The 12,420-nt window shown below is 41.9% G+C and carries 11 protein-coding genes; 2 read left to right on the top strand and 9 right to left on the bottom strand.

Translation table 11 applies throughout. The annotated features are described in order from the left end of the window. Positions 1-48 precede the first annotated feature (48 nt). A complete protein-coding gene (locus TY16_RS12930; RefSeq protein ID WP_043932328.1) occupies positions 49-825 on the bottom strand; it encodes a Cof-type HAD-IIB family hydrolase in 777 nt (258 codons plus the stop codon). A gap of 635 nt (positions 826-1,460) precedes the next feature. On the opposite strand from TY16_RS12930, the gene TY16_RS12935 reads away from it, so the two are divergent. Continuing rightward, positions 1,461-1,742, top strand: coding sequence for a transporter suffix domain-containing protein (locus tag TY16_RS12935; RefSeq protein WP_052342711.1), 282 nt, complete (start codon positions 1,461-1,463; stop codon positions 1,740-1,742). Between the two features lie 102 nt (positions 1,743-1,844). On the opposite strand, the gene TY16_RS12940 is transcribed toward TY16_RS12935, so the two are convergent. From TY16_RS12940 to TY16_RS12950, 3 genes are all read right to left on the bottom strand, one after another. Further along, complete coding sequence (locus TY16_RS12940; protein ID WP_052342712.1) at positions 1,845-2,756, bottom strand: AEC family transporter; 912 nt, start codon at positions 2,754-2,756, stop codon at positions 1,845-1,847. 85 nt (positions 2,757-2,841) lie between these two features. Then, entirely contained in the window at positions 2,842-3,273 is a 432-nt protein-coding gene (locus tag TY16_RS25245) for a DUF5946 family protein (protein ID WP_052342713.1), read from the bottom strand. Positions 3,274-3,324: 51 nt separating this feature from the next. Further along, positions 3,325-4,206, bottom strand: a complete 882-nt coding sequence (locus TY16_RS12950; protein WP_043932330.1) for an ADP-ribosylglycohydrolase family protein — start codon at positions 4,204-4,206, stop codon at positions 3,325-3,327. Positions 4,207-4,359: 153 nt separating this feature from the next. On the opposite strand from TY16_RS12950, the gene TY16_RS12955 reads away from it, so the two are divergent. Further along, positions 4,360-5,355 carry an ankyrin repeat domain-containing protein gene (locus tag TY16_RS12955; protein WP_043932331.1) on the top strand — a complete coding sequence of 332 codons (996 nt, stop codon included), beginning with the start codon at positions 4,360-4,362 and terminating at the stop codon, positions 5,353-5,355. Positions 5,356-5,497: 142 nt separating this feature from the next. Here TY16_RS12955 and TY16_RS12960 read toward each other — a convergent pair whose 3' ends face one another. From TY16_RS12960 to TY16_RS12980, 5 genes are all read right to left on the bottom strand, one after another. Then, entirely contained in the window at positions 5,498-6,724 is a 1,227-nt protein-coding gene (locus TY16_RS12960) for an ROK family transcriptional regulator (RefSeq protein WP_043932332.1), read from the bottom strand. A 167-nt stretch (positions 6,725-6,891) separates the two neighbouring features. Then, positions 6,892-8,694, bottom strand: coding sequence for a glycoside hydrolase family 2 protein (locus TY16_RS12965; RefSeq protein WP_197028393.1), 1,803 nt, complete (start codon positions 8,692-8,694; stop codon positions 6,892-6,894). A 36-nt stretch (positions 8,695-8,730) separates the two neighbouring features. After that, positions 8,731-9,561: a carbohydrate ABC transporter permease gene (locus tag TY16_RS12970; RefSeq protein WP_231505609.1), complete on the bottom strand. Its 831-nt coding sequence runs from the start codon at positions 9,559-9,561 to the stop codon at positions 8,731-8,733. A gap of 6 nt (positions 9,562-9,567) precedes the next feature. Then, the gene (locus TY16_RS12975; RefSeq protein ID WP_043932334.1) at positions 9,568-10,458 is read right to left on the bottom strand and encodes a carbohydrate ABC transporter permease; all 891 of its coding nucleotides are present in this window, start codon (positions 10,456-10,458) and stop codon (positions 9,568-9,570) included. Between the two features lie 275 nt (positions 10,459-10,733). Next, a complete protein-coding gene (locus TY16_RS12980; RefSeq protein ID WP_231505610.1) occupies positions 10,734-12,002 on the bottom strand; it encodes an ABC transporter substrate-binding protein in 1,269 nt (422 codons plus the stop codon). Positions 12,003-12,420: the final 418 nt, after the last annotated feature.

Genomic DNA, 12,420 nt, shown 5'->3' on the forward strand with positions numbered 1-12,420 from the left:
CCAGTCGCACGCAAAGTACGACTGGTTTTCAATTCATATGAAATTGGTTTACAGTAGGCCAACCATCTTTAACCCGTGCAGAATGCCGCCGTCATTGACGTGAATGGTTTCGTATTTTGCGGCTTCTTTTGCTTTCGGGTGGGCGTTGCCCATGGCGACGCTGTTGGGAACTGCTGCAAGCATTTCAACATCATTGAGGCCATCCCCGAATGCGTAGGCATTGTCCATCGACAGCCCGAGAGCGTCGACCAGTTTTTCAATACCATGGGCTTTGGAGCCGCCGGCAGGCAAAACATCGACGGAAAGCGGATGCCAGCGGATGAAGTCGAATTCCTTAAAGGCCTGTTCATATGCCTTTTCCTCATCCTTCTGGCAGAATAACAGCGTCTGGTAGATTTCACGGCTGCGGAAGTATTCTGGATCAAGTGATGCTTCCCTTGAGAGTTTGAGCGTACCCATACTTTCTGATACCCATTCGTGCTCAGGCACGGATGTTTTCATGTCGTCGGCATCCATGTAGACAAGCGGATGATTCTTGTTGGCTGCGGTATCTGTAAGTTGTTCAAGTGCGCGAAAGTCCAGGCAATTTGTATAGATTGGCTTGCCCTGGAGAACGACATATTGACCGTTAAAGGATACATATGTATGAATATCGAGTTCTTCGCGGAGGTCATCAAACATGAATGGCGCGCGCCCGGTGGCGATTGCAACCTCATTGCCAAGCTCTTTCAGCTTCTGGACTGCTTCCTTTGTCGAGGCAGGAAGACGCTTGTTGTCATCGTATAAAGTTCCATCAATATCAAAAAAGATAATATTCTTTGCCATGTCCAACACCTTTCTTTTTTAAAAAAACATTAGCCGGGTTTCTGGCTTCATTCCTCACATTGTATAGAAGTTTGCGCAATTAATCCATTATCCGAAACTTCCAAATGGGTGGCCGTTCTCCTGGGTAGTATGGTTTCGGGGTAAATGTCAATATGCTCATAATGGTGTGGAAAGTTTCATAATGAGTCTTATATCTGCTGTCAGTTGTCTATTATTTTGTCTAGCTATGGAGACCATGATGGTACTAGTCCAGGTACATGAGCATGACTATCAGCCATCTAGCCCGGGCCAGACCCTTACTACTTCTTAAGATGAAATATAGTGAAAAAGAGTCATCTCGGATTTAGCTATATGACTAAGCAAGACCATGATGTACTAGTCCAGGTACATGACTATCAGCCATCTAGTACGGGTCAGGCCCTCACTACTTCTTATGATAAAAAATAGTGAAAAAGAGTTATCTTGGGTATAGCTATGTGACTAAGCAAAACCATGATGGTACTAGTCCAGGTACATGAGCATGGCCATCAGCAATCTAGTACGGGCCAGGCGCTTACTACTTCTTAAGATGAAAAATAGTAGTGATTCCGCTTTGTTTCCTTTATAATTTACAAAACAGCTTGTGGAGGAATCGTATGGAAGAAAACCTTGACACAACAGCTAGTCCGAAGACTAAGTCCAAAACTTTAATCCGAATTGGCGCTGCCCTTATTATAGTATCCTGCATTTTTTATTTGGCGATTCTGCTTGTTCCGATGACAGATTTTTCAACGGGAACAAAGGTTGCAATTACAGGCGGGCTGGTTGTAGCAGGGGAAGCGACGTTCTGGATTGGCGGTATCATTATTGGCAAGGAAGCGCTCACCCGTTATCGAAAAAATTTAAACCCGTTGAGCTGGCTAAAACGGGAAAAGTAAAAACCGGCCCATGTGCGTTAGCACATGCAGGCCGGTTTTATTTTAACAGCATGAGTAATCCTGTCCCTTAGAGTGGATTCTCCTGCTGATTGAAGGTAATCCTTACAAGACGAAATTGGCAAATACATACAGGATTACAATACTCACCAGGATTGTAATGTTCGAAATCGTGGCGACCAGCCTTTTTGCGGTATCGCTGTAATTGAATTCAACCGCAAACGTTAAAGCGGAAGCAGCTGCAGGGAGCAGCAAACCGATTAGGACAGTATATCTGAACATCTCGTTGAACGGCAGGACAAAATACAAAGTTAACCCGAATACTAGCCCCAAACTGTATCGGTAAGCCAAAAATTTGAGCATCGGCCGAATGAATTGCTTATCGAAATTAAAGTTCAGATAAATTCCCAGCAGCAACAATGAGAGTGGGATGTTCGCACCGGATATCAGGCTTGCCACTTCTATGACTGCGTCGGGCAGTTTGATATGGGCAAGATTTAAAATACTTGAAATCAGGTAGGCCATCAACGGAATTGAGGAAGCAAGCCGCTTTAAAATTTCAAGCGGGTTCAGCTTAAGACCTTCCTCCGAAAAATAGCTTCCTAAAATATATGCGATTCCAAAAACGATCAATGAGGTTCCGACATCGAACATGCTAAAGTAGGATAGTCCCCCCATGCCCCAAATTGCGTATACGAGTGGAAACGCAAATAAACCGACATTAAAACCGGAGGCCAGCATTAAAAATGCGCCTTTCAGCTCCCGGTCTTCGTTCTTAAAAATAAGCGGGCCGACAATCGCATTCACAATCCCATAGACCAACACAATAACTGGCAGCAAGATTAGCGAAGTGTCAATTTTAACAGAATCAAATGTTACGATAACCAAAGCTGGAAGAGTTATTTTAAAAATAAGCTTGGAGATGGTTTCTCCGTCTTTTTCCTGCAGAATATTTAGCTTTTTTAATATATACCCGAGGGCAATCAGTATAATGATATATAGAAATTCCTGGTTCACATGTGCTCTCCTCAATGTGTTAGAAGTAATACGCTTCATTATACAGCAATTGCCCGGCTAGTGGTATACAAGCTCTCTTAGCCTCCTATATCTGCTTCCGGACAATCTTAGACCAGGCACGGACGCGGTCGGCGGCACCCTTTCGTTCGCCTACAAGATAAACTTCGGAAATAGTCATCGCCCAGTCACGGAAAACAGGTCTATGAAGGGACTTCTTTACAACATTCGCCTGCCCTTCTGCGTAGAAGGAGACTTTTTTCCTGATTTCACTCACAGGAAGCTGCTGGTCATAAGCCTGGCAAAATACCTCCTGGAACTTTGCCATCGCTTCTTCTGTGAATTGAGCTGGATGCTGGATATTGTAACACGCTACAGTCCAGAAATGCTGGCTGAGCAGTTCCGGATCATCATACTCCCAAGCAAGAATCTCGCCAAGCTGCCCAAAGCAGTCAAGACCGTTCGCCTCGGGTGCCCCGCATTCCGGACATCTTTTAGAATAATCAATGGCTCTGTTCATACCCTGCACCTCCAGACGTTTTATACCTATTAATTCTTGATGGATACAGGTTTACCCTCTTTCTTCATACAATTCTGAAAGTTTTTCGGAAAGCTCATCCAGTTCATCTTTATTTAAAAGACAGCTTGTGTATTCTTGAGGAAGTGCATGATATCCGCATGCAAGACCAGCCAATCCGCCCGCAATGGCGGCAACAGTATCGGTATCATACCCTTCATTAGCGGCACCGATAACGGCCTCTGCGAATGAATTGGAGACAAAAAGCCAGTGAAGCACCCATTCCATAGTGTCAATGACAAAACCGCTCTGCTCGCATCGGGGCGCATCACCATCTACTACACTCTTGTACCGTGTGCCTTTGACTTCAGTTTTGATGGCGTCCTTAAGTTCTTCTCCCTTCAAGACCCTCCAGGCGATCCGGTTGTATATAACGCAAGCCTCGTCTGCCAAATCATCGTAATGAGTCATTTTTGACTGGGCCTTTGTCACCTTCTCGACAGTTTCCAGATCCCTGTAGGCCAGCGCAACGGGCAGGCAGCGCATCAAGGTTCCATTCCCGGCGGATTTTTTCCCAAGATAGCAATAGTGCGCAGTTCGGGCGGCTTCCTCCCAATTTCCATCATAAATCGAAAAGACGGTAGCGATAATGTTTCCAATATCTTTTGGATTCGTCCTTTTCCAGGCAAGGAACTCTTCTCCGATAACTTCAACGGGATCCTTGGGATTATCGAGTATCCCCCTTGCAACCGCAAGAGTCATCGCGGTGTCGTCCGTCGTCTCGCCTTTTTCAAGCTTCCAGACACCACCGCCAACAATATGAATTAACCTTCCATGCCGGCTGGCGATTTGCTCTTTTGTTAAAAATTCCGTCGTCCCGCCCAGGGCATCCCCAATGGCCAATCCGTATAGCGCGCCTTTCAGTTTGTCCCGCATCTCTTTTCCCCCTGTAAAAGTAGTTGGCATCTTCAATTCCAATTTAATTGTCGAAACAAGTCCCTTCTGTTTCAGAATGAATGTATAATAGAAGTAAGCCTATATCTTTAATTTCTAGAATACAAAACAACAAGCAGTTTCTATCTCAGGGAGATGATTGCCATTCTTACGCCAAATGAATTTTTTTGGACAGCAGTGAAAAAGGGGCGAAAAGAAACCATATTGACTCAGCTGCCGCATGTCACCCTCACTGACCAAGAAGCGTGCGACCTGCTGGCAAGGAACGGCTATTTGAAAATCGATTCCCTCTATTCACTGGTTTTTGGCCGTTATTCATTAGCAAGCCAAATGCTGAACCGCCTTCTGCATGGAGCAATCTTGAATCAGTATGAATATGGTGTCAAAGTTCTCCTTCAGCAAGGCGCCGAGGTAAATAATCCGAACCACTTTGGCATTCAGCCTATTAATAACATCATACCGTATTCGAGGCATCGCCCGGAAATTATTCAAACACTTCTAGAGTATGGCGCCGATCCAAATGTCCTGGATAGAAATCAATCCAATCCGGTCCAGAAGGCCTTGACATATGGGAGGACGGATATTCTTGAGATTTTAAAGGCATATGGTGCTATAGTCGGCCGCGAAGACCTGAAAAAGGCGCTCTCCTATGCCGCACAGAGTGGCGACAGGGAAAGGGTTGACTTGCTGCTAAAAATCGGCGCCCCTATTACCCATCATGCGTATTTTTGGTGCTGCATGGCCAATCAATATGATATGGCCGAATATTTGTTATCAAAAGATGACTCTTTTTCCCTATATACGGACGAAAAGCTGAATACCATTCCGATTACCGCCTATCATGGACAGCTTGATTTGTTGAAGGAGTTTTTGAAGCGGGGCCGCTCCAATACTTCACCGGAGAACACCCGAACAATCTTGTCCATCGCGCTTTATTCGGCCATTGAAGCAGGATTGGGGCACATAGTGAAATATCTTGTTGAACAGGGCGCGGATATTAATTATGTTGATGAGGAAGAAACGCCTTATGACTATGCGGTTTCTACCGGCCAGCATTTTTTGGCGAATACAATCCGGCATCTCGGCGGGAAACGCTACCACTCCACACGTAAAGTAATCAAACTTCATTAAACCCTTGGTATAAGCAGCTTGATAAGTACAGAATTAAAAGGTTCTTCCGCAAGATTAAATAACTGGAATTATCCCCGTTCACAAAAAGAAATGGACCTCTAACTCGGAGGTCCATTTCTTTCTTCGCAACTATTTTAGAAAACTATACTGTTTCTGTTTTGAACAGTTTGTGTAAAATCAATACCACTGCTCCTAATGCCATACCTGTTTTCCCTAATTCCGAACAAACTACAGAAATATGCTCATGGGGACTTTTAAATGTATATTTCTCTATCATTTTTTTTAATGGAGCCACGACAAAATCACCTTGTTCAAATATATATCCTTCTAGAATCAGCTTTGAAGGCTTGAGAAGATTAACCATATTCGCTATCGCCAGGCCGAGTGAATTCCCGGTTTCTTCTAAAATGGAAATAGCAAAAGTGTCGCCTTTCCTGGCTGCATTAAATACCATTTCTAATGAAAGTTCCGTTTTCCCAACTGTTAACCATTCGTGAATGATAGACCCGGGATGATCATTTACACCCCTTTTTGCCTTTTTAAGAATGGCAGATTCTGATGCATATGCTTCCAGACAACCATTATTCCCGCATTGGCATTTTTCTCCATTCAATTTTACGATGGTATGGCCAATTTCTCCTGCAGTATTAAATGAACTTCTATAAATTTCATCATTTATAAAGATACCGGAGCCTATACCTCGCCCTACACTTAGGCAAATGAAATCCGAGACATTCTGGCCTTGTCCAAACCAGCTTTCAGCGATGGCCAGTGACCGTACATCATTTTCAACTAAAACAGGAAGATTGAATTCTCTTTCCAGCGTTTCTTTTAGAGGTATATCCTCAAGATGCAAGTGCGGGGAAAAGATGGCGACACCTTGAACCGGATCAACCAACCCGTGCATGGCAAAACCGATTCCAAGAATTAAAGACCGTTCAATCTTCGAATGATGGATGACATAATCTATTTTTTCAATGACCATCTCCAAAAATTCATCTTTTGTTGGAAGTTCGGATATTTCCTGGCTGAAACTATTAATGATTTTTCCATCCATGGTACTCAATATGACCCGGATTACTTCAGCTGCTGCATAAACACCGATTATATAATAAGCTGAGTAATTAATACTAAGCAGGATTGGTTTTCTGCCGCCAGCAATAGTCGAAGTAGCTGCCTCTTCCTCTGTTATCAGGTCCTGTTCGATTAATTCACTGACTAATGAACTGACAGTTGGTTTTGTCAGCTTTGTCAATTTGGCAATATCCGCCCTCGAGATTGGTTCTTTTATGCGAATCGTGTTTAAAACCGTTGATTGATTATGCTGCTTCATTCTTTCGAAACTTCCGGTTCTAATATCGTTAATCATTTATATCACCTCTTTTCCAGTAATCGGGTTTATCTACTAGATCTCATGCAAAAACCACCGTAACCCTAGTGATACTGGATTTATCATTTTTGGTTATATAAAAATCCTTTCTTAAAAGTACGCTTAAACCTGAAATAGCGACATTTAAGAAAGGATTTTCCTTAAATTTATTTTTTCACAATACCAGAAATCCACATATCGTTGATTTCCCTGATTTTTGCTAGTTCACATTTTGGTTCTCGGTTATACGATAATAGTCCATTGATTTCTTGTTCCACATCCGTTAACTGGGTATAACAAAAGCCATGCAGCGCTTTTGAAGCATAAACTGCTTCCATGACCCTGCGATAATCTGCGACAAACTCCTGCTCATTTTTTACAGATGTATAGCCCCAGCCTTGGTCGTCACCGACTTTAAAACCAATGCCTCCAAATTCTGTCAGCAAAATAGGTTCGCCTTTATGCTCAAATCCATCAGCATAGATTCCACGTCTGGCTGGTTTGGATTCAAGGAGATTTTCTTTTGTGGAAAGGGAATCCTTAAATTCTTCGTATTTGGCCTTTTCATCACTGGAACCGTGAGCATAATTATGAATCGCACAAATATCCGTTTCGGTCTGCTCCCAGCCATCATTTGAAATCACTAAACGGGTTTGATCCAGAGAATGAACAAGGTGGTACATCGCTAAAGAATGGTGTTGCTGCTGTTTATTTGCCTTGATGAATGGGACTCCCCAGCTTTCGTTCACTGGAACCCAAGCTACGATTGACGGATGGTTATAATCCCGTTCAATAATTTCAATCCATTCTTTCGTCAGTCTGGCAGCTGCGTCTTCACTATAGGATGGCGATGCGGCACATTCCCCCCAGACAAGGAAACCAAGCTTATCAGCCCAATAAAGAAAACGCGGATCCTCTACTTTTTGATGTTTTCTACATCCATTAAAACCCATTTCCAAAGCGAGTACAATATCTTTTTTGAGATCCTCGTCTGTAGGAGCTGTTAATAACCCTTCAGGCCAATAGCCTTGGTCAAGGACTAATTTTTGATAGTATGGTTTGTTATTTAGGTAGACCATTCCATTTTCAGCATGAACTTTTCTCATACCAAAATAAGAGCCAATCTCGTCAAGAATTGTTTCTTTATCTTTTAGCGTGAGTTTTATATCAAATAAGTTTGGATTTTCAGGTGTCCAGTTCCAGCCGTCATGATGGAAAGCTGTTCTGAAAACTTTGCGATTATACAGATTAATTGCGCGTTTATTATATGCCTCTAAAATTTCAATTGAATCATTGGTAACTCTTTCACCCTTAAAGGTGATTTCTATTTCTACTTGCTTATTCGTACTTTCACCATCAACCTCGAACTCTACAATAATATCCCCACGATCGATATCTGGCGTAAACCTTAGTTTTGAAATACTAGCTGAGCTAACTGGCTCCAGCCAAACGGTTTGCCAGATACCAGTAGTACGGGTATACCAAATGGAATCCGACTTTTCAATCCAGAACTGCTTTCCTCTAGGAATAGTTTCGTCTGTGGAAGGATCCTCCACTCTCACCACTACATTTTCATTACCCCATGTTAAATAATCGGTAATATCAAAGGAGAAACCTACGTGGCCTCCTTCATGAAAACCAGCGTACTGGCCATTGACATAAACCCACGCCCGGTAGTCTACCGCTCCAAAATGCAACATGACCCTCTGATGATCCCAACTTTTTGGAACTGTAAATTCACGGCGGTACCATACCTGATCATGAAACCTAGAATCATTTATGCCGCTTAATTTTGTTTGGTAAGCAAATGGAACCGTAATTTTCCTATCAAATGCATTTTCTTTTTGAAACCACTTTTCCTTTATACCGATGTTATTATCATCAAAAGCGAAATCCCATTCGCCATTTAAATTCATCCACTTTTTTCTAACGAATTGCGGTCTCGGATATTCATTACGAGGTATTAGCATGATGTATTCTCATTCCTTTCATGTTAATCAATCTATTTATTTAATACCGGTCTGATTTACTCCTTTAATAAACGAGCGCTGGCCAATGATAAACAATAGAACAGCTGGAATGGTTGCTATCGATGTTAACGCCATCAACCTTCCTGGTGAAGACACAAAGCTGCCTTGCTGCATGATGGCAATCCCTGTTGTGATGGTTCTCATTTCCGGAGAGTTGGTTGTGACGAGCGGCCATAGAAAGTCATTATAGATTGACATAAAGGTAAAGATAGCTAGTGTCCAAATAACTGGTTTTGCGGAGGGCAGAACCACTTTTACGAATACTTGCCACTTATTAGCTCCGTCCAGGAAAGCGGCCTCTTCCAATTCTTTAGGAAAGCCCCGGAAATATTGGTAAAGCAAGAATACACCAAAGGCGTTTGCGGAATATGGAAGAATCAGCACCGCATATGTGTCCAAAAGGCCAAGTGCGTTGAATTCCATGTACAACGGTAAGAACGTTATTACCCAGGGAATGGTCAAGGATCCAATAAAAATGCTAATCAGTGTCTTTTTAAACGGTACATTAAGGCGTGCTAGTCCGTATGCTGCCAAAGTATCGACCGTAAGCACGATTAAAGTGCCGATAAGACCCACAAATAGAGAGTTCCCCATCCATTTCAATACAGGCGTATCGGTATTTCCTGCTAACGTATACTGATAATTCTCCAGTGTAAATACTTCCGGCAACCATTTGATGCCTGCCGTGAATGCTTCCTGATCCGTTTTAAAAGAAGTAGCCAGCATCCATAAAATCGGAACAATAAATACTAAGCCTACAATTATAGCTACGATTACAATGAGAATCTTGAACAATTTTCTATGCAAGCCGATCTACTCCTTTCGATTGGTTAATTTGAATTGGACGATCGATATAACAATCATAATTAAAGCCATCAAAATGGACATTGCTGCGGCATTGCCCAATTGCCGCTGTTCGAAAGCTTCATCAACAATGTTCATTAACAGAACCTTAGTCTCCGTTCCCGGACCGCCCCGCGTCATGAGGAATGGCTGTCCATAAATATTAAATGAAGCAATCGTTGATGTAATTGTGACAAACAGCATCGTCGGTCTAATGCTTGGCAGCGTGATATGAATAAAGCGCTGCCAGCGGCTTGCACCATCAAGCGACCCAGCTTCGTAGAGTTCCTCTGATACATCATTTAATGCGTTAATAAAAATGACCATATTAAACCCAATCGTCCACCACAGTGTTGCAATTACGAGCGAAACCCAAGCCCATGGAAGTTCTGTAAGCCACGGAATGATTGGCATGCCCAATTTAAGTAAGTACTGATTGATTAACCCGCTATTCGTATCGAGAATCCACAACCAAATGATTGCTACTACTGACACAGAAACTGCATAGGGAATAAAATAAACGGTGCGGAAAAATCCTCTTATTTTTCCTGGCAAGGCATTCACTAACAATGCCAGCCCCAATCCAACGATAATCAATAACGGCACACTAAAGACAACAAATTGGAGAGTATTTTTTAACCCTTCAAAAAATAAACCATTTAAATACGAGTCACCATCAAAGATATTCATAAAGTTTTTCAATCCAACAAATTCATGTTCCGGATTCAATAAATCCCAGTTTGTAAGACTCATATAGGCACCATAACCTATTGGGATTAATAGAAACATAACAAACAATAATAAGTAAGGAAGTACAAACAGACTTGAAGTCAATTGTGATTTCCAACTTGATTTATTCATATCCCTTCCTCCTTTCGATTTCTAATCATTTTAAAAAGGCTGCGCTAAACAAAACTGTTGATTTCCGCTCCAGGCGCTTCGCTTTCCACGGGCGGCCTGGGAGCCTCCTCAGCGCGAGCGCCTGCGGGGACTCCCACTGACCTTTTCTCCCGTAGGAGTCTTCGCGCCTTCCGCTACTTCAACTCTGATTAAAAAACAATATTATCCTTTAACACAGCCTTATAAAAAGAGAGGCGTGCAGGTGAGTTCATCCACCCGTCCGCCTCCAACCATCATTACTTATTCAATATTTGTTCAGCCTTTTTATTTGCATCCTCCAATGCTTTTTTCGGATCCTTTTGGCCAAGTAGCGCAAGGTTCACTTCCGCCCATAATGGTTCAGACAATTGACCCCAGTTCGCAACGAGAGGTGCAAATTTAGCATATTCAAATTCTGATGCTACAATTGGCTGCTGCTTCATTTGCTTGAACTCTTCGTTTTCCTCATAAATCTCCTTTGAAGCAGGTGCTTGTCCAGATTTAGCCCATTCCATTGTGTTACCGGCAACGTATTTTAGGAAATCAGCAATACCCTCTAATTTTTCTGTATCCTTTACAGTGGCAGGAATAACAAAGTTATGTCCGTTTGCGTAAACAGCTTGTTGTTTTGTTCCAAGCTGCGGGACTTCAGCTACACCATAGTTAATACCAGCTTTATCCCATTGTTCCATCATCCAAGGCCCATTTAGATGCATCGCATTTTTGCCTTGCAAGAATAGGGTAACTTCACCATCTTGCTGGACATTTTTAGGTGAAACCTTTTCTTTATGAATCAAATCACTATAAAACGTTAACGCTTCAACCGCTTCCGGACTGTTGTAGTTTGGCTTGCCATCCTTCATTAATTCGCCGCCATTCTGGAATAAAATCGTCGGGAAAATGAATTGGTTTGGCCATAGTGTTGGTACGACAAATCCGTATTGGTTCTTTGATGAATCAGTCAGCTTTTTAGCTGCCCCAACGAATTCTTCACGATTGGTTGGCGGATTCTCCGGGTCTAAACCCGCTGCTTCAAATAAGTCCTTGTTATAATACATAACCAAAGGATGGATATCTAAAGGAATGGAATATTGTTTTCCATCAATATTTCCAGCATTCCAGGCAGTTTCCGAATAATCTTCTGCTTTCAAACCAGTCTTTTCAATTGTATCGCCTAAGTCTTTCAATAAATTTTTATCAGCATAATTCTTCATTTGATCTGTATGCACGATTAACACATCAGGTCCACTTTTTTGACCTGATAAAGAGAGGTCAACTGTTTTATAATAATCAGACTGAGGAACAACTTGAAAATCCACTTCGTATTTATCCTGCGACTTATTATAGTTTTCAACAATTGTCTTCATTCGCGGGCCATCAGCGCCAGAGAAAGGAGCCCAGTACGTAATTTTATCGCCATTGCCTCCACCAGAATTACTAGTTTCTTCTTTGGTCCCGGAACAAGCTGCTAGAGATCCAAGTGTTAGAACTGCAGTTAACGTGATACCTAACCATTTCTTTTTCAAAATTGTCTCCCCCTTAAAGGTTAGTTAAATTAATTTACCAACTATACTCATATTAATATTGTAAGCGCTTTTTGTCAAACAATTTAAACCTATATTAAATCGATAAAAAGATATATTATTTGGTCCTAACTATAGAAATGGTTAAGCATTCCTGATAATTTTCCTTTAACAGTGTAAGCCACTCTTTATTCATATGGTTTCTGACTCTTTAGTGTAAAAAAATGAAGAAATCATACCACTAAAAAATACCAAATGCAGAAAAGGATTTTCTAGATATAAACCCGTTACAGTATTTTTTTGAAACCTCTTCCTCACTACTCCCCTCCTTTTGACTATTTTCTCCATGTTTGTCTCTCTCTTACTCTATTATTTCACAAAAATTTAAGTATTTTTGTAAACTAGCAGAAATATTTGTAAC

Source organism: Bacillus sp. EB01, assembly GCF_000613125.1.
Classification (GTDB): Bacteria; Bacillota; Bacilli; order Bacillales; family Cytobacillaceae; genus Bacillus_D.

Excerpts from the sequence above, each read along its gene's own strand:
- TY16_RS25245 (WP_052342713.1), bottom strand. The coding sequence starts at position 3,273 with ATGAACAGAGCCATTGATTATTCTAAAAGATGTCCGGAATGCGGGGCA.
- TY16_RS12950 (WP_043932330.1), bottom strand. The coding sequence starts at position 4,206 with ATGCGGGACAAACTGAAAGGCGCGCTATACGGATTGGCCATTGGGGAT.
- TY16_RS12965 (WP_197028393.1), bottom strand. The coding sequence starts at position 8,694 with ATGCTAATACCTCGTAATGAATATCCGAGACCGCAATTCGTTAGAAAA.
- TY16_RS12930 (WP_043932328.1), bottom strand. The coding sequence starts at position 825 with ATGGCAAAGAATATTATCTTTTTTGATATTGATGGAACTTTATACGAT.
- TY16_RS12955 (WP_043932331.1), top strand. The coding sequence starts at position 4,360 with ATGATTGCCATTCTTACGCCAAATGAATTTTTTTGGACAGCAGTGAAA.
- TY16_RS12935 (WP_052342711.1), top strand. The coding sequence starts at position 1,461 with ATGGAAGAAAACCTTGACACAACAGCTAGTCCGAAGACTAAGTCCAAA.
- TY16_RS12960 (WP_043932332.1), bottom strand. The coding sequence starts at position 6,724 with ATGATTAACGATATTAGAACCGGAAGTTTCGAAAGAATGAAGCAGCAT.
- TY16_RS12975 (WP_043932334.1), bottom strand. The coding sequence starts at position 10,458 with ATGAATAAATCAAGTTGGAAATCACAATTGACTTCAAGTCTGTTTGTA.